General features: G+C 66.4%; 20 protein-coding genes and 1 riboswitch. Of the genes, 5 read left to right on the forward strand and 15 right to left on the reverse strand.

Going from position 1 to position 20,610, the window contains the following annotated elements:
- Positions 1-90 precede the first annotated feature (90 nt).
- Together MWU77_RS19250 and MWU77_RS19255 are read left to right on the forward strand one after the other, a co-directional pair.
- Positions 91-1,656: an alpha-(1->6)-mannopyranosyltransferase A gene (locus MWU77_RS19250; protein ID WP_247274507.1), complete on the forward strand. Its 1,566-nt coding sequence runs from the start codon at positions 91-93 to the stop codon at positions 1,654-1,656.
- Between the two features lie 44 nt (positions 1,657-1,700).
- Positions 1,701-2,654 carry a phytoene/squalene synthase family protein gene (locus tag MWU77_RS19255; RefSeq protein ID WP_247274537.1) on the forward strand — a complete coding sequence of 318 codons (954 nt, stop codon included), beginning with the start codon at positions 1,701-1,703 and terminating at the stop codon, positions 2,652-2,654.
- Here the strand turns inward: MWU77_RS19255 and MWU77_RS19260 are convergent.
- Complete coding sequence (locus MWU77_RS19260) at positions 2,651-3,022, reverse strand: Rv2175c family DNA-binding protein (RefSeq protein WP_247274508.1); 372 nt, start codon at positions 3,020-3,022, stop codon at positions 2,651-2,653. The genes MWU77_RS19255 and MWU77_RS19260 overlap by 4 nt on opposite strands.
- Positions 3,023-3,134: 112 nt before the next feature.
- Between MWU77_RS19260 and pknB the strand changes: the two genes are divergently transcribed.
- Entirely contained in the window at positions 3,135-5,174 is a 2,040-nt protein-coding gene (gene pknB, locus MWU77_RS19265) for a Stk1 family PASTA domain-containing Ser/Thr kinase (RefSeq protein WP_247274509.1), read from the forward strand.
- Positions 5,175-5,237: 63 nt separating this feature from the next.
- On the opposite strand, the gene MWU77_RS19270 is transcribed toward pknB, so the two are convergent.
- The 12 genes from MWU77_RS19270 to MWU77_RS19325 form a co-directional block, all read right to left on the reverse strand.
- A complete protein-coding gene (locus MWU77_RS19270; protein ID WP_169686393.1) occupies positions 5,238-6,623 on the reverse strand; it encodes a class II 3-deoxy-7-phosphoheptulonate synthase in 1,386 nt (461 codons plus the stop codon).
- 46 nt (positions 6,624-6,669) lie between these two features.
- Positions 6,670-7,161 (reverse strand): polyadenylate-specific 3'-exoribonuclease AS, encoded by a 492-nt coding sequence (locus MWU77_RS19275; protein ID WP_169686390.1) that lies wholly within the window; start codon positions 7,159-7,161, stop codon positions 6,670-6,672.
- 30 nt (positions 7,162-7,191) lie between these two features.
- Positions 7,192-7,941, reverse strand: a complete 750-nt coding sequence (locus MWU77_RS19280; protein WP_169686388.1) for a 1-acyl-sn-glycerol-3-phosphate acyltransferase — start codon at positions 7,939-7,941, stop codon at positions 7,192-7,194.
- 130 nt (positions 7,942-8,071) lie between these two features.
- Positions 8,072-9,052, reverse strand: coding sequence for an ROK family protein (locus MWU77_RS19285; protein WP_169686386.1), 981 nt, complete (start codon positions 9,050-9,052; stop codon positions 8,072-8,074).
- A gap of 17 nt (positions 9,053-9,069) precedes the next feature.
- Positions 9,070-9,480, reverse strand: a complete 411-nt coding sequence (locus MWU77_RS19290) for a hypothetical protein (RefSeq protein WP_308198826.1) — start codon at positions 9,478-9,480, stop codon at positions 9,070-9,072.
- Positions 9,477-10,700, reverse strand: coding sequence for an ArsA-related P-loop ATPase (locus tag MWU77_RS19295; RefSeq protein ID WP_169686852.1), 1,224 nt, complete (start codon positions 10,698-10,700; stop codon positions 9,477-9,479). The genes MWU77_RS19290 and MWU77_RS19295 overlap by 4 nt, the downstream gene beginning before the upstream one ends.
- Entirely contained in the window at positions 10,697-11,134 is a 438-nt protein-coding gene (locus tag MWU77_RS19300) for an SRPBCC family protein (RefSeq protein WP_247274538.1), read from the reverse strand. Before MWU77_RS19300 ends, MWU77_RS19295 begins: the two co-directional genes overlap by 4 nt.
- A gap of 123 nt (positions 11,135-11,257) precedes the next feature.
- The gene (locus MWU77_RS19305) at positions 11,258-11,653 is read right to left on the reverse strand and encodes a polyketide cyclase / dehydrase and lipid transport (RefSeq protein WP_247274511.1); all 396 of its coding nucleotides are present in this window, start codon (positions 11,651-11,653) and stop codon (positions 11,258-11,260) included.
- A 37-nt stretch (positions 11,654-11,690) separates the two neighbouring features.
- On the reverse strand, positions 11,691-12,860 hold the full coding sequence (locus tag MWU77_RS19310; protein WP_247274512.1) for a glycosyltransferase family 4 protein: 1,170 nt from the start codon (positions 12,858-12,860) through the stop codon (positions 11,691-11,693).
- 63 nt (positions 12,861-12,923) lie between these two features.
- On the reverse strand, positions 12,924-14,258 hold the full coding sequence (locus MWU77_RS19315) for a hypothetical protein (RefSeq protein ID WP_169686376.1): 1,335 nt from the start codon (positions 14,256-14,258) through the stop codon (positions 12,924-12,926).
- Positions 14,259-14,330: 72 nt separating this feature from the next.
- Positions 14,331-15,377 carry a C40 family peptidase gene (locus MWU77_RS19320; RefSeq protein ID WP_169686374.1) on the reverse strand — a complete coding sequence of 349 codons (1,047 nt, stop codon included), beginning with the start codon at positions 15,375-15,377 and terminating at the stop codon, positions 14,331-14,333.
- A 184-nt stretch (positions 15,378-15,561) separates the two neighbouring features.
- Positions 15,562-16,134: a C40 family peptidase gene (locus MWU77_RS19325; protein ID WP_169686372.1), complete on the reverse strand. Its 573-nt coding sequence runs from the start codon at positions 16,132-16,134 to the stop codon at positions 15,562-15,564.
- A gap of 15 nt (positions 16,135-16,149) precedes the next feature.
- Positions 16,150-16,312: riboswitch (cyclic di-AMP (ydaO/yuaA leader) on the reverse strand.
- 450 nt (positions 16,313-16,762) lie between these two features.
- Here MWU77_RS19325 and MWU77_RS19330 point away from each other — a divergent pair.
- Both MWU77_RS19330 and MWU77_RS19335 read left to right on the forward strand, forming a co-directional pair.
- Positions 16,763-18,511: a DEDD exonuclease domain-containing protein gene (locus MWU77_RS19330; RefSeq protein ID WP_169686370.1), complete on the forward strand. Its 1,749-nt coding sequence runs from the start codon at positions 16,763-16,765 to the stop codon at positions 18,509-18,511.
- Positions 18,512-18,561: 50 nt separating this feature from the next.
- Positions 18,562-18,837 (forward strand): Lrp/AsnC family transcriptional regulator, encoded by a 276-nt coding sequence (locus tag MWU77_RS19335; protein ID WP_169686368.1) that lies wholly within the window; start codon positions 18,562-18,564, stop codon positions 18,835-18,837.
- Positions 18,838-18,927: 90 nt separating this feature from the next.
- Here MWU77_RS19335 and trpD read toward each other — a convergent pair whose 3' ends face one another.
- Positions 18,928-19,992 (reverse strand): anthranilate phosphoribosyltransferase, encoded by a 1,065-nt coding sequence (trpD, locus tag MWU77_RS19340; protein WP_247274513.1) that lies wholly within the window; start codon positions 19,990-19,992, stop codon positions 18,928-18,930.
- Between the two features lie 137 nt (positions 19,993-20,129).
- A complete protein-coding gene (locus MWU77_RS19345) occupies positions 20,130-20,588 on the reverse strand; it encodes a hypothetical protein (RefSeq protein WP_247274514.1) in 459 nt (152 codons plus the stop codon).
- Positions 20,589-20,610: the final 22 nt, after the last annotated feature.

Here is a 20,610-nt window from a genome sequence, read left to right on the forward strand (position 1 = left end):
CGCCGCCTTTTCCGGCTCCACTAAACTGTGTCATCGTTCTTGTCAGCTGCGCCCAGCACCAACGCGACTTCCGGGGGAGGAATCGTACCCATGTCGTCCCCTGCCGCTTCCGAAGCCGATCCCGGTGATCGGTCGGCCATCGAACCGGCAACGGAAATTCCGTCCCCGGAACCGCCCGGACGTCGCCGTAGTGCGGCCGATTTCCTTCGTGGCCCTGCCGGCAATGCGGCGATTCTCGGAGCCTGCGGAGCAGCCTTCGTAACCTTCGGCAGCTTCGGCGCAGGCAGTGTGCGCCGAGTCGACCCGCTGCTCGAAGACATGTACCTCTCGTGGCTGCGATTCGGACACGGTCATCTGATCTCCACGATCATCATCTGGATCGGTGTCCTGCTGATGATCGGTGCATGGGTCCGGCTGGGGCGTGCGGTGCTCGCCGACCGAGCATCGGTCCGCGACCTCTGGAAGGTCCTGCCCACATGGACCGTTCCACTGCTGGTCGCCACCCCGATGTTCAGCCGGGACGCCTACTCGTATCTTGCTCAGGGCGCCATGTTGCGCGAGGGTTTCGATCCGTACTCGGAAGGCCCCGTCGTCAACCCGGGCCTGTTGCTCGACAACGTGAGTAACGTCTGGACAACGACGACCACCCCCTACGGTCCGGTCCATCTACTGCTCGGAGCCGGCATCACATCGGTCACCGGCGACAACGTCGTGACGGGCACGTGGCTGTGGCGTCTACTCATGCTGCCCGGTCTGGTACTCATGGCCTGGGGCGTGCCCCGGCTCGCACGCCGGATGGGCGGCAATCCCACGGTGGCGTTGTGGCTGGCGGTCCTCAACCCCCTCGTCCTCGTACACCTCGTCGGGGGTGTGCACAACGAGTTGCTGATGGTCGGGCTGATGCTCGCCGGGATCGTGCTCGTGCTCGAAGGACGCCATCTCAGTGGCTTCGCGCTGGTATCGCTGGGTGCCGCGATCAAGGCCACTGCCGGACTCGCGCTGCCCTTCCTGGTGTGGGTGTGGATGATCCATGAACGCGACCGCGCACTCGCCGAAGGTCGCGAACCCCTGTCCCCCATCAAATCGTTCGTCAAGACAGCCGGCATCGGGGTCGCGGTGTTCGTCTTCGTGTTCGGTGGTACCTCGTTGATCGCCGGAGTCGGCATCGGGTGGCTGACAGCACTGTCCGGATCGTCGAAGATCATCAACTGGCTTTCGCTTCCGACGATGATGGGCCATGCGATCACCTGGTTCACACCGTGGCGTCTGGGTTCCGTACTCGACGTGACCCGGATGCTCTGCATGATCGCTCTCGCCATCATCCTGGTCTACGCATGGTGGCGTTTCCGCCGCACCGAACGCGACGCCGTCCTCGGCATCGTCATCGCACTCACGGCCGTGACGCTTCTGTCGCCGGCTGCGTTGCCCTGGTACTACTCGTGGCCGCTAGTCGTTGCGGCGGCGTTCATGATGTCGACACGCACCCTGATGATCCTCGTTGCGTTGTCGACGTGGTTGATGCTGATCTTCAATCCGGACGGCTCGATCGGGATGTACAACATCGCACATGTTGCACTCGCTGTGTTCGCTGCAGTCGTCGCCGCGCTGTCGTTGCGCAGTCCCGACCCACTGCACCTGCGCACAACCACACGGTGAGCACGACTGTGCCTGCACCACGCGTGCAGAACGCTCGTGGTCCGGTGGCACCCGGCCACCTCGACGACGCGTTCGCGTACTGTGCGTCGCTGACCGCCACACACGGTCGCACCTACGATCTCGCCGCTCGGTTGCTGCCGAAAGAGCGGCGGCGAGCGGTGCACGCCCTCTACGGCTTCGCGCGCATCGTCGACGACATAGTCGACGTCACCGCTGTCGATGATCCGGCTGCGGCTGCGCGCGGGGTCGATGACGCGGACGCACGTCTACATCAAGCCCTGAAGGGCAATCCTGGGATACCTGATCCGACCGGCCTGGTGGTCCGGGCGCTCGCCGCGACCATCGCTCGCTACGACATCCCTGTGGAGTATTTCGAGGCCTTCCTCCGGTCGATGCGCATGGACATCCCCGGCACCACCGAACACCGTGTCCGATATCGCGACATGGCAGAGCTGCGCGAGTACATGTACGGATCGGCCGCTGTGATCGGCCTGCAGCTGCTCACGGTGTTCGGCGTCGATGACATCGACAGGGCAGGGCCGTATGCGAGTGCCCTCGGCGAAGCGTTCCAGCTCACCAATTTCATACGTGATGTCGGTGAGGACCTCGAACGTGACCGCGTGTACCTGCCGAACGATCTGTGGACGGCATTCGGTGTCGACGACGACCTGCTCCGCGCGAGCAGGAGCCACCGTCGCCCCGATCCTCGGGTACGACGCGCCCTCGCACACGCCGTTGCGTTGACCAGGAACCGCTACCGCGAAGCCGAACCCGGACTGGACCTGCTTCCCGGCCGCGTCCGGCCGGGAATCCGCACCGCGTTCGTGCTGTACAGCCGAATCCTCGACGAGGTCGAGCACAGCGGTTACCGGGTCCTGGATCGACGTGTGGTGGTCCCGCGCCGCACACGGATGTCCGTCGCGGCGATGCAGGCAGCCTCGGGCGCGATAGCGGGACGACCCCGCAAGACCTCACCCGGCGATGGCCGAGCGTCCTAGAATGCCGACGACTGCGCCCGCCTGACCACTTCCCGCATCGAATCGGTGTGCAACGCGTTGATGGCATTTCCGCCGGGGAGACTGTCGTCCTCCCGGAACATCCATTCCAGAATCTCGGTGTCGGCGAATCCACCGTCGTGGAGCACCGCGATGAGTCCCGGAAGGCCCTTGGCGATAGCTCCGGTGTCATCGAAGAACACCTCGGGAACGACGGGAACGCGGTCTCGTTTGAACGCGATCAGCTGGCGGTCGCGCAACAACTGATGAACGCGAGTGATGGCGAGATCGAGTTGCTTGGCCACGTCGACGAGCTGCAAAACGGGAACGGTCCGGTCGAGGACATCGTCGCAGTACGGAATAGTGCTCACAGTTCCACCGTATCGCCGATGAATGGAGGGCACGTACGCGACCACCTGTCGGCGCCATGACTACGATCGACAGGGACGAAATCGGGACACAGAGACAACGGGGGTACACCGGGTGACCGCTGGAGGCGACCACGTGGTCGGCAAGCTCCTCGACCGGCGCTATCTGATCGAAGCACGGATTGCCCGCGGTGGCATGTCGACCGTGTACCGCGCTACCGACCAACGTCTCGATCGCCCGGTCGCGGTGAAGGTCATGGACCACCAGTTCGCTGCCGACCCCCAGTTCCTCGCGCGGTTCGAGTTCGAGGCCCGGTCGGTGGCGCGACTCAACCATCCGGGTCTCGTCGCGGTATACGACCAAGGACAAGATGGTGACGACGTATTCCTCGTCATGGAACTCGTCGAAGGAGGCACACTTCGCGAGCTACTTCGCGAGCGCGGACCCATGCCTCCGCACGCCGCCGCTGCTGTGGCAGCGCCCGTGCTCGGTGCGCTCGCGGTAGCCCATCGGGCCGGCCTCGTGCACCGCGACGTCAAACCCGAGAACATCCTCATCTCTCGGAACGGCGAGGTGAAGATCGCCGATTTCGGGCTTGTCCGCGCAGTGGCGGCCGCGAATACGACCTCGCGCAGTGTGATCTTGGGTACGGCCGCCTACCTCTCGCCGGAGCAGGTCACAACCGGTAATGCCGACGCGCGCAGCGACGTGTACTCGACCGGCGTACTGATCTTCGAGATGCTGACCGGACGCACCCCTTTCACTGGCGATACGTCGCTGTCGGTTGCGTATCAGCGCGTCGAGAATGACGTACCCGATCCCGGAACCTGGATAGACGGTGTTCCGGAAGAGTTCGACACACTGGTACGTCGTGCGACAGAACGTGAGCCGGCCGAACGATACGCCGATGCGGGTGCGATGGCCGATGCCCTCACCGACCTCAGCGACGCACTCGATCTTCCTCGCTACCGGGTCCCGGCGCCCCGGAAATCCGCGATCACGGCGAAGACTGCCTCGGCCCCCACACCGCCGTCGCTCACGGGGAGCGCAGTTCCCGAGACCACCGCGATCAGGCCGCAGGCTGCGGCTACCGCGGATGCGGCCCCGACCGTGGTCCATCGGGCGGCGGCTTCGCCGACCCCGCAGGGCCACGCCCAACCGCAGCACACCAAGGTCGTCACGCGAGAGCACGCCCGAGACGAAATCCAGGGACGTCACAACGATGGTCCCGGAGCCGGCGACAGCACGCAGGTCGATTACCGCGCGAACCGACGTGCCTCCCGACGCACCACCACCGGCTGGATCGTCGGGATCGTCGTACTCGCACTGTTCATGGGCCTGGCCGGATGGTGGCTCGGGTCGGGGCGGATGATCGACATTCCTGCGGTACAGGGCATGGATGCTGCCGCGGCTGCCGCAGCCGTCGAGACGGCCGGTGCGGTGGTGGAGACCCGCGGTGAGTATTCGGACGCGGTTCCGATCGACACGGTGCTCGGTACCGATCCGGCGGCGGGCTCGCAGGTTCCGCGCGGCGACACCGTCGCGCTGCTCGTATCGTTGGGGCGACCGACGGTGCCGGGGGTCCCTGGCGGGGGCGACCGGAACACGGTCGAGGACGAACTGCGGCGGCGCACGTTCGAACCGGTCGACGGCGGGACGGCGTTCAGCACATCGGTCCCGGAGGGGTCGGTGGCGGCGCTCGATCCCGCCCCGGGCACCGTGCTCCCGGTCGGCGCGAAGGTCGAGGTGATCATCAGCAAGGGTGCTGCACCAGTGGAACTTCCCGATCTGGAGGGCCGAACGGTCGACGCCGCGCGCGCGGCACTCGAGAAGGCCGGCCTGACAGTCCAGGACGAACGAGAGGTGTTCGATCCCGATGTCGACGCGGGCCGGGTCTCCGGAACCGATCCATCCGAGGGTGACCGGGTCGGAGCGGGCGGCACAGTGACACTGCTCGTGTCGAACGCGGTGAAGGTGCCGTCCATGATGGGGCGTTCGGTCGGGTCTTCACGAGAAGAACTGGAGCGGTTGGGACTGGATGTGGAAGTGCGACAGCTCGCCGACTCGGACCGATCCGTGGTGATCGGGCAGAGTCCCGCTGCCGGGAGCAGAACCGAACCGGGCACTACGGTCGTGCTGACCGCCGTGCCCTGATCCGTTCTGCTCCACGGTCCTCGGTTGGCCGGCCGGATGGACCGGCCGGGCTCGCCCGTCGGCTCAACCGCGCAGCATCTCGGCGACGAGGAACGCCAACTCGATGGACTGCTGTGTGTTCAGTCGCGGATCACACGCGGTCTCGTACCGCCCGTGCAGGTCGACGTCGGAGATGTCCTGTGCTCCGCCCAGGCATTCGGTGACGTCTTCGCCGGTCAGCTCGATGTGGATCCCGCCCGGGTGACTGCCGAGGGCACGGTGCACTTCGAAGAAACCTTGGACCTCGTCGACGATCCGGTCGAAATGGCGGGTCTTGTACCCGGTCGACGACTCGTGGGTGTTGCCGTGCATCGGGTCGCACTGCCAGATGACCTTGTGACCGGTGGCCTCGACGGCCTCGATGATGCCGGGCAGCAGGTCGCGGACCTTCGAGTGCCCCATCCGCGAGATCAGGGTGAGCCGACCGGGCTTGTTGTGGGGGTCGAGGCGTTCGACGTACTCCACGGCCATCTCGGGCGTGGTGCTGGGACCGACCTTCAGACCGATCGGGTTGGAAAGCAGCTCCGCAAAAGCGATGTGGGCACCGTCGAGCTGCCTGGTCCGGTCGCCGATCCACAGGAAGTGGGCCGACAGGTCGTACAGGCGGGGCTCGTCTCCGGTGGTGTCGAGGCGCAGCATCGCGCGCTCGTAGTCGAGCACGAGCGCTTCATGACTCGCGTAGATGGTCGCGGCGCGCAGGTTCGGGTCGATGACCCCGCAGGCGTCCATGAATCGCAGGCCACGATCGATCTCCGAGGCCAGTGCCTCATAGCGGGCTCCGGCCGGCGACGACGCGACGAATTCGCGATTCCAGTCGTGGACGCGATGCAGGTCTGCTTCGCCACCGGAGGTGACTGCACGCACCAGGTTCATCGCGGCGCTTGCGTTGGCGTACGCCCGGACCAAACGGGATGGGTCGTGCCCGCGGACAGCCGCGTCGGCGACGATGGAGTTCACCATGTCGCCGCGGTACGACGGCAACCCGAGGGCGTCGGTGTCGGACGAGCGCGGCTTGGCGTACTGCCCGGCAATACGCGCGACCTTGACGACCGGGGTCGACGCACCGTAGGTCAGGACGACAGCCATCTGCAGCAGTGTGCGGATGTTGCCCTTGATGTGCGGTTCGGTGTTGTCCATGAACGTCTCGGCGCAGTCACCGCCCTGCAGCAGGAAGGCCTCACCCCTCGCGACGGCCGCGAGTTGATTCTGCAGTTCCTCTACCTCGCGGGGCACGGTGATCGGCGGGACGCTCTCGAGGACGGTCCGCATTGCCGCGGCCTGGTCTTCAGGCCATGTCGGCTGCTGCAGCGCAGGCTTGGACAACGCGATGTCGAGCTTTTCGCGCAGTTCCGAGGGCAGCGGCGGAAGTTCGGGCAAGCGGTCGATCGGTACGTCGACGGTCCAGTTCACTCCACCAGGATATGGCCCCGACCGCAGCCGGTCACACAGACCCGGCTCATCGCGTCCGGCGGGCCACCTCGATTGCGTCGAACTTCGCGAGATTGTGACGCGCATCCGTCAGCGCATCGTGGTTGTCGTCGGGCACCGGCGGGAGCACCGGGGACCCGTGTTGTTCCCAATGCTGCCGCAGCTCACGTGTGAAACGGGGCAGTACATCGGGAAGCTCCGGCATCGACCCCCACAGCTGGACCAGCGCCACATGGTCGTATGCACCGATCCACGCCCACAACTCGGGCCGAATACCCACACGGGGCACGAGGAATTTCAGGAGGTCGTCTCGGATGCGGCTCCGCGACTTCCAGGCAGGGTGGTTCTGGGGCGGCAACTTGGGTAGAACATTGCGACGAACCCACGGGCCTGCACGCTCCGGGTCGAACTCGGTGGACACCGCGTAGAACTCGCGCCCGTCCTCGCAGACCACACCTATCGATACGAGTTCGATGGTGCGTCCATCCTCGATGAACTCGCAGTCGTAGAAGTAGCGCACGTCGTCACATTATGCCCGCGACGCCGTGCGTCACCCCGCCTGGGTGTCGGGCATGCGGTCGGCCTCGGGTGTGACGGCAGGGTCGGTCGGTGTCGCCGTAGCCTTCGGAGACACGTCCTTCAACGAGGCGGCATAGACGTCGACGTACTCCTGACCGGACAGCCGCATGAGGGAGTACATCACTTCGTCGGTGACAGTGCGCTCGACGAAGCGGTTTCCTCCCATTCCCTCGAACCGGGAGAAGTCGATCGGCTCACCGACCCGAACAGTGATCTTGGCCGGCTTCCACATCTTGGAGCCGATCGGGTTCATCTTGTCGGTACCGATCATCGCGACGGGAATGACGGGTACTCCTGTCTCGAGTGCGAGACGCGCCAGTCCGGTCTTGCCCTTGTACAGACGTCCGTCGGGCGAACGAGTGCCTTCCGGGTAGATACCGAGTAGCTTGCCTTGCGCGAGAACCCGCGCGCCGGCGTTCAGTGCGTCCTGCGCGGCATCCGCACCCGTCCTGTCGATCGGAACCTGGCCGACGGAGGAGAAGAACCAGCGCTGGAATCGCCCCTTGAGCCCGGTGCCGGTGAAGTACTCGCTCTTGGCAAGGAAGGTGATACGTCGTTTCGCCAGTAACGGCAGATAGAACGAGTCGAGCACGGCGCGATGGTTGCTGGCGAGAATGGCGGGTCCACCCGTCGGGATGTTCTCGCCGCCTTCGAACTTGGGCCTGCCCATAAGCCAAAGCAGTGGGCCCAGCAGGACGTACTTGAACAGCCAGTACCACATGGCAAACCTTCCCGGGATCGTCGACGCGGGCTCACCAAGCCCGCCGGTCGACTCTACGTCGATTCGAGGGTCACACGCACACCGCCGACGTGCCCGGCTCCACGCGAACGAGCAGTAAGTGACGAGAATCTCAGAACACCGAGGGTTCGTGACCGTCCGCCATGGCCCGGCGTGCGAGGTCAGCAGCACCGATCAGTCCTGCGGCGTCCCCGAGTTGTGCGGCGCGAACCCTGGCAAGAGGTCGGTGTCCGGCCCCGGTCGACGCCGCCGCGTAGTGCTCTCGCGCGTCGTCGAGGAACAGCGACGCCGACCCCGACACTCCCCCGCCGACAACGATGAGTTCCGGGTCGTACACATCGGCGACGATCGACAACCCCACCCCCAGCCAGCGTGCGAACTCGGCCATGGCTGCCAGCGCGAGAGGATCTCCGTCCTGCGCAGCACCGGCGATCCGGCGACCGGTCAGCGATCCCGGATCCGCAGTCGTTCCGGCAACCAATTGCGAACGCCCCGGATCTGCGGCGAGCATCTCGACTGCGATGTCGACCAGCGCGGTGCCGCTGCAGTATCGCTCCCAACACCCTCGTTTACCGCAGGGACAGGGCCTGCCACCCGGCACCACCTGCAGGTGGCCGAGTTCGGGAGCCACTCCGTGCGCGCCTCGGAAGATTCGGCCGTCCAGCATCAACGCGGCGCCGATGCCGGTGCCCAGCGCTACCAGCACCGCGATGCGACTGCCCGCGGCAGCACCGAACCTGTACTCGGCCCAGCCCGCCGCATTCCCGTCGTGTTCGAGGATCACCGGAAGTCCGAACCGGGCGGTGAGCCGTTCTGCGATCGGGGCATCGACCCACGGCAGGTGTGGGGCGAAACGGACGGTGCGGCAGTCCGCGCTGAGGAATCCGGCGACTGCCAGCCCTACTGCCGAGACGTCGTTGCGGTCGCCGAGTAGCCGCACGACCCTGTGCAGCGCGTCCTCGAGCACCGGCACCGAACCCGGTGTCGGTGCTCGAGCAGAGTCGATCACCGCACCGGACGCATCGACCACGGCGGCACGGATGCTTGTGCCGCCCACGTCGATACCGATGGTGTGCCGTTCGGGTTGCGCCATATCGCCAGTGTCCGCTGTCAGGGACGGATAGTGACGGAGATGGGTACGAAACCACCTCGATCGGGTGGCTCCGGAGGCGGTGTACCGTCCGGACTGCTGCCGGGCTCGGTCGGCGGAGGGGGCAGGAAACGCGCTAGCAGCTCGCGGACGATCGCGATCAGCGCAGCGAGTTGCGATGCCAGCTTGGCGATCAACTCGTGGTTCTCACCCCGGACGAGAGCTGCGACCGCGCAAAGCGGGCACCAGGTACAACCTCCTGCAGAAGGTGCAGGTGCACTCGACTCGGCCGCATCGTTGTTCGTCGCCGCGTCCGTCTGCGCCGCACCGTCGTGCGCCGTCACCTGATCGACCAGGGCCTCGACACGGTCGAGGACGGTATCGGCGAGGATCCTCAGGTCGTTCAGGAGGTCGTCGTGATCCGAACTCACTTCGGCCACACCGCCGGATCAGGGACGAATCGCAGCAGCAGGTCGGTTCCGTCGAATTCTGCCTCGGAGACCGTGCACCGACGCAGGCCGGATGCCAGACGCAGCCGGCGACGAATTCCGTCGGCGCCCACGACGAGGTCGTCGGCCACCCTGCCCAGGGTGAGTGACGAAGGGTCGGCGACCGGGAGGTGCATTCGCATCGTGTACACCGCGTCCACCCCTGTTCCAGTGTCGTGACCGATCCGGACCGGTTCGACGTCTCTCCCCGGCCGCGGCGGATCCCGGTCGTCTCGGTGGTCCTGCGCCATCTCGCCGAGCGCCCGTAAGCCTATCGGTTCGTTGTTCCGCCGCTCGTATACGACTACCGGAGCCTCGGTGACCAGCACACGGATCTCGTCCACGACGGCGGACTGCGCCGCCCGCACAGCTGCGACCCACTCGGCGGCGGACCCGTCGTCGCCGAGGTCGGGCAGGAGCCCGTTGACGATCACGGCGTCGAGCCGCAAGGTGGCCATCGCGGTCCAGGAACGAAGCCGACGCAATTCGGCGAACCCTGCGCGGTCCGGAGTCGTCACAAGTGTCGCGCCTGTACGGGTGCGATCGTCGAGCAGGTCGCGTAGCGCGCCGAGTCCTCCCAGAATCCTGTCGTAGAGGGCCACGACCATCATCAATCGGGGGTCGGATCCGGTCGCGGCGGCAATCCGACTGTGTTGCGGCCAGATTCGATCCATGTAGTCGGCGAACGTGCGGGGCGATGCGATCGAGCGGAATGCGTCGGCAGATGCGGGTGCGTCGACGATCACGGTGCGCCATCGTCCGTCAGCGGCGAGGCGGGCCACTTCGGTGAGCGCGAGAAGCTCTTGCACTGCAGGCAATCCGATGAGTTCCTCGGGGGCCGGTAGATCGAACTGGCCGGCGTGTTCGTGTCCCCCCGCGAAGGTTGCGAGTCGATGCAGGCTCGCATAGTGCTGCTCCAGCAACCCGAGTGAATCGACTTCGAGGATGTCGAGACCGTCGCACACGGACGTGAGACCGGACCCCGCATCGACCGCGAGAACATCGGCCAGCGAGTGCGCCTGATCTATGGAGACGAGGAGCACGGAGCCGTCGGCGCGCGCATCGGTCAGAGCCGTTGCTGCTGCGAGAGTGGTCTTACCCGCTCCTCCCTTACCGAGGAACAGCCTTACGCGGGCGGGTGCCGTCCCGCTCTCGGCGCTCAGCCTTCCACCTGCTTCTTCAGTTCTTTCAGTGCGGTATCCGTGATCACCTTCTCGGCCTTTCTCTTGAACAGGCCGATCATCGGGATGGTCAGGTCGACGGTGAGTTCGTAGTCGACCACTGTGCCCCCGCCCGGGGCGTCTCCGAGGACGTAGCTCCCCGATTGCGCCTTCTGGATCTCGCCGCTCTCGAGCTTCCAGCTGACTGCGCGCCCGTCCTGCGCCCAGCGGTATCGAAGGACGTAGGTGTCCTTGACGATCCCCGCGTCGAGGACGAAACGGACGGTTTCCGCGCGACCGTCGGGCCTCCGCTCGAGGACCTCGACCGTCTTGGCCGCCTCCACCCAGGTGGGATAGGCGTCGAAGTCCGCGATCACAGCCATCACCTGATCTGCCGGTGCATCGATGGTGATCGACCTCTTGGTCTTCTCGGCCATTCGACGAAGACTCCTTTTCAGTCCGTCCCGTGTACTGAAGGTGCGCGGCCGCCTCCATGTTCGGAGGAGCCGATACCGACGCCGTTGTCTACCACACACCGTATCGACACGGTATCGGTCCGCTCAGGACCGGTCGCTGGGAGCCTCCCCGGCGGGGCGTCCCGCTTCGAGCCGAGCCTTGACCTCGAAGGTCATCTTCTTCCCCGCGACCCTGCGTTCCCGGTTCATGGCCGGCAGGTCGAGTTCGGCCACTCGTTCGGGGGCGATGCCGGTCGGTTCGCAGTGCAGGAAGTAGTGGATGATCGCACCGTCGAGTGAGGGCTCGAGCCATACTTCCATCGTCCCGGTCAGCGAACCGGACACGGCCCACCTGATTCCCTGCTCCGCGCGGTCCTCGCGGACGGTCAACGCGAGGTCCGGCCACCACACCCGCCAGCGGTCCGGAGCTGCGATCTCCGCAGCGATGTGGACGGGGTCCGCCGCAATGAAGCTCTGATCCGACACCTGAATGCTGCTCACGCGGACAGCTTCACATATTCGGCACCCCGCCCGTTCGTCACCCCGCGGTTCGGTGCGTGATTCCCGGCCGTTGCGGCGTTCCGCTCAGCAGCTCCCGCAGCTTGGCGCCGAGAACATCCCAGCGCCACTGGGTCGACACCCACCGCCGACCCGCAGCTCCCATCGCCGCTGCCCGGTCGGGGTCGGCGAGGACACCGGTTATCGCGGTCGCGACAGCGGAGACCGAGGTGCCGTCGACGACGAATCCGGTCTCCCCGTCCCGGACCGTCTCGGGGGCACCGCCGGACCTCCCCGCGACCACCGGGACACCTGTGGCGGAAGCCTCGAGGTAGACGATCCCGAGACCTTCCACATCGAGTCCGGCACCGCGCGTGCGACACGGCATCGCGAACACGTCCGCGATCGTGTGATGTGCTGCAAGCTCTGCGGCGGGCACACCGCCTGTGATGACGACGTGATCCTCGACGCCGTTCTTACGCGCCAGCTCACGCAGCGCGTTCTCATACGGGCCTCCGCCGACGATCACGAGCACGGCTCCGTCGATGCGACGTCGGATTTCGGGCAGTGCCCGAATCAGCACGTCCTGACCTTTCCGGGGCACCAGCCTCGACAGGCACAGCACCGTCGGTCTGTCACCGAGTCCGTACCGTGCGCGGAGTTCGGCACGCGCTGCGGGGTCGGGCCGGAACACCTCGGTGTCGACGCCCGACGGCAGATGTTCGAGACCGGCCTCGGGACCGAACGCCGCCGCAAACCGGCCTCGGGTGTACCGGCTGACGAAAGTAACGGTGTCGGTCTCGTTGCCGATCCGACGCAGCGCCTGTCGGCCGCCGGGCACCATCGACCAACCCACTTCGTGACCGTGTGTGCTCGCCACGATCCGTTCGGCGCCGGAGCGCCGCAGTACGGGAGCCAGCAATGCCAGCGGCGCGGCGGCACCGAACCACACCGTGTCACACCCGGTGTCGGCGAGCAGACGAGACGCGCGACGCGCGACCGCGGGAGTCGGCAGCATCAGGGTGGTCGGATGCCGCACAACCTCGAACGGCTGGTCCGCGTCGTAGCGGAGGTGACTGTCTCCGCGCCAACGCGGTGCATACACGACGATCTCGTCGGCGGGCAGTTGCGCCGCGAACAACCGCAGATACGACTGGATGCCTCCAGGCCGGGGCGGAAAGTCGTTGGTCACCAGCAGCGTTCGCGACATGGCTCTACCGTAGGGCGTGGAGTTCGGGCCCGCTGTACGGGGCCCCGTCGACGGGAGAGCGTGTCAGAGTCGGTTCGAGAGCCACTCGCCCCACCGGTCGACGACCTCATCCACACTCGCTCCCACAGTAGCGGCGAAGTCATGGCTCAGGTCGTCGCCTGCGGGGCCGTCGGCGAGTGCACGGTACAGGGCGGTCAGCTGATCTCGGCCGTGCTCTTCGGCAAGGAATGCCGCGAGACTCCACGCGGTCTCGTAGGCGGTGCGGGATCGGTCCGGGTCAGCGAAGTCGTCGTCCGTGGGGATCTGCGACGGTGCGCCACGGAGAACGACATCCTCGGCGAGGTTCGGGGCGATGCGGCGGAGATCTGCGCCGGTCACGGGCACCCCGTCGTCGGACCGGTAGCCGATGTAGTCCGCGTATCCCTCGAGGATCCACAGCGGTGATCCATCCACAGTTCGCGGCCGCGCCGCGATGTGCGTCAACTCGTGCCGGAGCACCGCGCGCAGACCCTGTCGCGAAAGTCGACTGCCGGCCGCCGGGCTGAAGACGATGCGTTGGCCGGTTGCTCTGTCGCGCTCGGGGTCGACCGCATCGGAGATCGCGACCGCTGCGATCTCGTCACCGTTGTGGGCAGTGCCCACCAGGTCGGTGAACTCGTCGCGACTCGAGGTAACCCAGATGAGCGATCGTTTCGGCCAGTCGGCCCCCCATACTTTCGAGACCGCGTCGACAGCGGAGGGCAGTTCGTCCGCGATGTCAGCGGCAAGGTCGGCCGTGTCGGGGTGAGCGAGGATCATCGACGTGCCACCCGCCGTCGCGGTCGTCGTCACGTCGAGCGGTCCGTGATCCCACGGGCCTCTCCACGTCGTGGACACCGAATCGGGAAGGGGTCGGTCGGACGCGATCTTCCATCCGTCGTCGCGAGAAACCACCAGCAGTGTGACGGGCTTACGCGTCGGCGCCTCGTCGACGCCGGCGATCTCGTACCGCAGCAGCGCCGTGAGCGACCGTACGGGGTCGCCTCCGAACCGGTCGCTCACCTCACCGGGAACACCGACTGTCGGTTCGGCGCCGAGTTCGTATCCGAAATCGGCCAACGGCACGCTGCGAAGCGCCCGGGCACGGTCGACCTCCGCCTCGAGCAACTCGGGACCGGTACCGGTACCGGTGTCGACAATCCCGGCGAATGCTGCACGGTCGTCGGTACGTACGGCTTCCGCCCAGGAATCGAGAAGCGCTTGCAACTCCACACGGACGGCGGATTCGGATTGCTCATCTGCGTCGAGGTCGACGAACAGCACTCCGACTGTCGTCGCCGCAACCACGAGGGCGGCGAGCCCGATCCATTCCCACGGCAGTCGACGACGGATTCGGGGCAGGGTCTCCGGCGCGGGCACGGCGGCAAGTGTATGCGGCGTCTCCCGCCATGCTCTGTGCCGACTGTCGTGTCGGTAGGTCTCCGGAGACGGTCAGTAGCGCCGCGCACTGTGGAACGGGAAGCTGTCCATCGACTGCACCTTGACGGGGACACCGAACGTGGAGGCATGCACGATGTTTCCATCCCCCGCATAGATGCCTACGTGGGAGGCGTCGTTGTAGAAGATGATGACGTCGCCGGGCTGGAGGTTCTCGCGCGAGACCGGCGTTCCGCCCTGAGCTTGCGCTTGACTTGATCGCGGCACGGTCTTTCCGACCTGCTGGTACGCCCAGACCACGAGTCCGGAGCAGTCGAACTGGTCGGGTCCGGTGGCTCCCCACACATAGGGGTCGCCGATCCGGGTGAGTGCGGCTCGAAGGGCTCCCGCGCCGTTGCCGGGGATGAGGTGCTGCATGATGCGGTCGGCGTCGAGACCGGGTGGGAACGGGGTCCCTGCGAGGATCGACTTCTCCTCGTCGCTCAGGTTGTCGAAGGCCTCGAGAACAGCGGCGATCTGTACTTCGAGTTCGGTTTCCTGACGCTGGAGGTCGTCGCGCAGCGTCTGCGCCTGTTCGGCTGCAACGCGCGCGGCTTCGGCCGAGTCCTGAGATGCCGACGCGGCGGCCACTGCTGCGTCGGTCGCCCGGCGGAACCCTTCGATCTCACGATCGGTCTGCGCGCCGAGGACGTCGAGCATCACCATCTGGTCGAGCAACTGCTGGGGCGAGTCGCTGACCATCACGGCGAAGAGACGATTGGTGCGCGAACCTCGGTAGTTGGCCTGGGCGAGCTTGTCGACAGTGGGTTTGAAGCGGGCCACTTCGGCCTGAGCTACGGCGAGCGCGTCGCGATCGGCGGCGGCACGAGCATCGAGGTCGCGCTGCTCCGCGAGCCGGGCTTCCAGTTCGACCCCTGCGTGGTGCAGCGCTTCGGTGGCCTGCTCGGACCGACGTGACAGGTCGGCGAGATGCTCGAGTTTGGCGGTGGGACTGTCGCCGATGGGGTCGGCCACGGCCGGCGCGGAGGTCAGAGCAAGGAGGAGAAGTACCCATGCGGTGAGAGCAGTGCGAACGGACCGTCTGACGGGAACGGAGAACACGACGCTTGTCTTCCTTTCGCAAAGATCTCGATCAGGTTACGGAACCGTATAGCTTCGTGTCTACCCACGGGTAGCGCATCGCAATTCGTTATTTGCGGTGTTCGCCACCATAGGCCGCACCCGTCAATGAAGTGAGGGTGGACCGGTAGCCACCGATCCACCCTCACAAGGCACTGCTCGTCGATCAGAAACGGCGAGCGCCGTCCACAGGCATCGAGTCCAGCGGAGCGACCTTCACCGGCTGGCTCGAGGTCGAGGCGTGCACGATGTTGCCGTTGCCGATGTAGATACCGGTGTGGCTGCCGCCGTAGAAGGAGACGACGTCGCCGGGCTGCAGCGCACCGACCGACACAGCCTGACCCGCAGTGGCCTGCTGGTAGCTCGTACGCGGGACACTGAGTCCGACCTGCTGGTACGCCCACTGCACAAGACCCGAGCAGTCGAACGCGTTCGGGCCGGTGGCGCCGTAGACGTACGGAGAGCCGACTTTGCTGAGCGCGGCGTCGGCTGCCCGCTGACCGACCGAACTGAACGGCGCGGTGAACGGGGCGGCGGGGGCGGCTTCAGGAGCAGGCGGAATGAGGTTGGTGACCTCCGGAGGCAGGGTCACACCTGCGGGAAGTTCGAAAGTGCCGACACCGGGGATGGTGACGGGCTCTGCCATCGCCGGTCCGGCGGTGACGGTGATTGCACCGAGCGCGAGGGCACCGGCGACGAGGGCGCGACGCACTGCACGCTTGTTGTTCTGCGAGACCACGAGGGGTTGTTCTCCAATTCTTCCGTTCACCCGCCGACCGAGTTAGCTGACGGATTCGGGCCGGAAGATCAGCCCTACCCCTCGCCGCGAGTGCGACGGAAGGGATTCACCCCAGTAACACGTGTGGGTCCCCGGCTCGGACGCTCATGTCGAGCGGCCGATTAGGCGGTTACCTAGCGGCTCCGACCCTCGGGAGTGGGCCGGACGAACTATTCCGCTTGGTCTCAGGAAGGTTACGAAACTGCATCACCGAGGCCAACCCGAACTCGCCGAAAATGCGCATTAAGTCTGTTTCGCGCGGTTTGGGACTCGAATTGGGCCACATTGATAACAACCCGATAACGGCACTGAGGGTCACTATCCTCGGGTGTCGGCCCGATCCGGATGGCCCACGCGAACAGTCTGCACACCGCCGTAACTCATCCCAGCTCAGAGCGTCTCGCAACCTCTTTGCAGCCCCCGAAGCGACCACGCGAACACAGTACGGCGACCGCCTCCCGCCCCGAAGGCAGCGCCTCGCAGACACCGATCCGATCCACCCCCTCCAGGCGTCCTGTGATCCTCGTCTCATCGGTGCCGGAAAGTCCGGTTTCCGTGGGTGTCGGAGGCGGTTTCTACCCTCATGCGCATGACGTCGTCCCCTACCGCCTCCGACACCGTCCACGGTGTCCAACTCAGTTTCGACGAGCTCGACACTCCCCTCCGCGACACCACCTTCGTCGTGGTCGATCTCGAGACCACCGGTGGACGCTCCGGCGACGACGCCATCACGGAGATCGGCGCAGTGAAGGTGCGCGGCGGTGAAGTCCTCGGCGAGTTCGCGACCCTGGTCGACCCAGGCCGGTCCATCCCTCCCGAGATCGTCCGCCTCACAGGTATCACCACGGCGATGGTCTATCAGGCGCCACGCATCGAGGAAGTGCTTCCCGCCTTCCTCGAATTCGCCACCGGTTCGGTCCTCGTAGCGCACAACGCCGGGTTCGACACCGGTTTCCTCCGCGCCGCGGCCGCCCAGTGCGATGTTCCGTGGCCGCGGTTCCCCGTCGTCTGCACCGTCAAACTGGCCCGGCGGGTCCTCGGGCGCGACGAGGCACCCTCGGTGAAACTCTCTGCACTCGCCGAACTGTTCCGCGTCTCGACACGGCCCACACACCGCGCACTGGACGACGCGCGCGCAACCGTCGACGTCCTGCACGCCCTCATCGAGCGCGTCGGCAACCAGGGGGTCCACAGCCTCACCGAACTACGCGACTACCTCCCCGCCGTCACGGCGGAACAGCGTGCCAAACGCACCCTCGCCGCACATCTGCCACAGCGCCCCGGCGTGTACCTGTTCCGGGGCCCCTCGGACGAGGCACTCTATATCGGCACGGCCGTAGATCTACGTCGTCGTGTCCGCAGCTACTTCACGGGTTCGGAAACCCGACCGCGTCTACGCGAGATGGTCGCGCTGACGACTCGCATCGACCACGTCGAATGCGCGCACGGCCTCGAAGCCGGGGTTCGCGAACTCCGGCTCATCGCCGCCCACACGCCCCCATACAATCGACGTTCCAAATACCCCACCCGTGGGTGGTGGATCACGCTCACCGACGAACCGTTTCCACGCCTGGCGATCTCGCGGACGCCCTCGCCCGACGCACTCGGCCCGTTCTCCGTCCGGAACAGTGCCGCCGATGTGGCGGCGACCCTTGCCGAATTCACCGGACTACGCACCTGCACCCGCCGGATCGGCCGTTCCGCTCGCCACGGCGACCGCTGCCGACCCGACGCCGTCGGCGCCTGCTCGGCAGCCTCCTTCGGGCCGCAGAGCCCCGAGGAGTACTCCGCTCAGGTTCTGCGGGCACGTGCGCTCCTGCGTGGCCAGGATGCCTCCTCTATCGCGCAGGCCCACGAACGCATCGACGAGTTGGCAGGCAAGGAACTGTTCGAGAACGCGGCACGGCTACGCGACCGCACTGCCGACGCGATCCGTGCGCTACGACGCACGCAGCGCCTCGCGGCACTCGCAGCCATCGACGAATTGATCGCTGCCCGCCCGCGCCCCGAAGGCGGGTGGGATTTCGCAGTGGTGCGCTCCGGCCGGCTCGCGTCGGCGGGTGTTGCGGAACGCGGCGTACGACCCATGCCGGTCGTCGAAGCGATCGCTGCCAGTGCGGAAACGGTATTGCCCGGTCCGGGTCCGCTGCGCGGTGCGGCCTCGGAAGAGATAGGCCTGGTCGCGCGGTGGCTGGATTCCGACGGGGTGCGCATCGTGCGAACCTCCCACGGGTGGTCCGAACCTGTCGAGGGTGCCGGTCGGTGGAGCGAATGGGCCGAGTTGGCACGAGCGGCGTCCGGGGCGGTCCCTGAACCGGATGGTCACCGCATAGGCTGATCGTCACCGGAAGAAGACCTGCGCCACCGGAGTACAGACAAGGAGCCCCCATGATCAACGCCATCGTTCTGATCGACGCCGACGCCCACCGCATACCGGAAACCGCTCGGGCGGTAGCCGACCTCGCCGGAGTCGACACGGTGTACTCGTGCGCCGGGGACGTCGATCTCGTAGCGATCGTGCGTGTCCGCGACCACGAGCAGATCGCCGAGGTGGTCACGCGGGGCATCAACAAGGTCGACGGCGTGACCAAGACGGTCACACACATCGCCTTCCAGTCCTATTCGAGCTCCGACATCGAGGCCGGCTTCTCCATCGGGAACTGATCGTCCGCGAGCACAGACGGATCGAGTGGCGCCCGCGGTCGGCGCGCGGGCACCACCGTCACACCGAGGTCGCCGCGGTCAGCGCTGGCCCTAGACCCCGAGTCGGGTGGTCACCGCAGCCCATTTCTCGAGCACCTGCGCGGCCGCACCGCTGTCGATCGAGGTCGCAGCCACTTCGAGTCCGGATGCAAGCGCATCCTCGAGCCCACCGCCAAGGCCCCGGAACGCAGCGATCGCACCCGCTGCGTTGAGAAGCACCGCATCGCGGACGGGTCCGGTCTCACCGGCAAGGCAGGCCCGGGCGATCACCGCGTTCTCGGCGGCGTCGCCGCCCCGGAGCGCTTCGAGCGGGACCCGCGAGATTCCGAGCCGCGTCGGATCGAGCGTGCGGGTCTCGACGGCACCGTCGCGCACGATGTGCACGGTCGACGTCGTCGACGTCGTCAACTCGTCGAGACCGTCGTCGCCCCGAACGACCAGCGCCGAATTGCCCCGCTGTGCAAGCACGCCGGCGATGGTCGGAGTCAACGACTCGAAGGCACAGCCGATCAGACCGGCACGGGGACGCGCAGGGTTCGTGAGCGGGCCCAGTACGTTGAACACGGTCGGGATGCCGATCTGCTTGCGTGGCGCAGCGGCGAACCGCAGCGCCGGGTGGTACACCGGGGCGAAGCAGAATCCGATGCCCGCTTCGTCGAGCGAGCGCGCAACCTGTTCCGGACCCAGATCGATATGGACCCCGAGTGCTTCGAGTACGTCGGCGCCACCGCTCTTGGAGGAGGCTGCGCGGTTGCCGTGCTTGACCACCCGGATGCCCGCTCCTGCCACCACGAGCGCCGACATCGTCGAGATGTTCACCGTGTTGGCGCGGTCGCCGCCGGTTCCCACGATGTCAACCGTGTCGTCGTCCACCGGCACCAGGTTGGCGTAACCGAGCATCGTGTCGGCGAGCGCCCGCAATTCGTCGGACGTCTCGCCCTTCATCTTGAGTGCCACACCGAACGCCGCGATCTGCGCGGGGGTCGCGTTGTCGGAGAAGATCTCGTCCATGGCCCAGACGGCCTCGGGTCGCGTCAGATCACGACCTGCGGTCAGAGATCCGAGCACTGCGGGCCAGCTGGCAACCACCTCGTCAGCCGCCTGCCTCGCGTTCATCGCACCCACCCTTCACCACATCCGACTCGCTACCGGAGCACTGTTGTGCCCTCCGCTCGGAGAGCTTATTGACGTCCTCCCGGCCGTGAACAACCGGGATTCCCACTGCGGCGCTGCCCGCACCACCGAAGGCCGCGTCATTCGGGCTGAAGAGCGTCCCATCCGCGGGCATCGCCACCGAGCCGTTGCGCCAGCGACGCCATCCGCGACTTCTCTTGAGCACAATGCATCGCGTCGAGGAGCTGAACCCGCTGCAGGATCAGGGAGACTCGGGTCACTCCGTCCTCGGAAGGCCTCTCGGAAGACACCGGGGAGGGAGGTGCAGCGGCGACGTAACCGTCCTGACCGGCCAGTGCGAGTGCCTCCTCGACCGCCTCCGCAGGCAGTTCCAGGTGGTGCCTCAGTACTGCGTCGTCGGATTCGGCCCAATGCGGCGCGTCCTGCGCGCCACGATCCAGTGCGGTGGAGCAGGCCTCCGAGTCGTCGAACGACTCGACGACGACCGCGAGGTCCGATCGGGTGATGTCGAGACGCTCGGGGACACGGCGCGCAAGGAGTCGACGAATTCTTCCCAGCACACCCGGTTGTTCACTCATACCGCCACCTTCACATCCGTCA

The organism is Rhodococcus sp. F64268 (assembly GCF_023015605.1).
Lineage (GTDB): Bacteria > Actinomycetota > Actinomycetes > Mycobacteriales > Mycobacteriaceae > Rhodococcus.

Bases quoted from the DNA above. Each gene is read 5' to 3' on its own strand.
- MWU77_RS19250 (WP_247274507.1), top strand. From the start codon at position 91: ATGTCGTCCCCTGCCGCTTCCGAAGCCGATCCCGGTGATCGGTCGGCC.
- MWU77_RS19280 (WP_169686388.1), bottom strand. From the start codon at position 7,941: ATGTGGTACTGGCTGTTCAAGTACGTCCTGCTGGGCCCACTGCTTTGG.
- MWU77_RS19285 (WP_169686386.1), bottom strand. From the start codon at position 9,052: ATGGCGCAACCCGAACGGCACACCATCGGTATCGACGTGGGCGGCACA.
- MWU77_RS19300 (WP_247274538.1), bottom strand. From the start codon at position 11,134: ATGGCCGAGAAGACCAAGAGGTCGATCACCATCGATGCACCGGCAGAT.
- MWU77_RS19310 (WP_247274512.1), bottom strand. From the start codon at position 12,860: ATGTCGCGAACGCTGCTGGTGACCAACGACTTTCCGCCCCGGCCTGGA.
- MWU77_RS19330 (WP_169686370.1), top strand. From the start codon at position 16,763: ATGACGTCGTCCCCTACCGCCTCCGACACCGTCCACGGTGTCCAACTC.
- MWU77_RS19335 (WP_169686368.1), top strand. From the start codon at position 18,562: ATGATCAACGCCATCGTTCTGATCGACGCCGACGCCCACCGCATACCG.
- trpD (WP_247274513.1), bottom strand. From the start codon at position 19,992: ATGAACGCGAGGCAGGCGGCTGACGAGGTGGTTGCCAGCTGGCCCGCA.
- MWU77_RS19345 (WP_247274514.1), bottom strand. From the start codon at position 20,588: ATGAGTGAACAACCGGGTGTGCTGGGAAGAATTCGTCGACTCCTTGCG.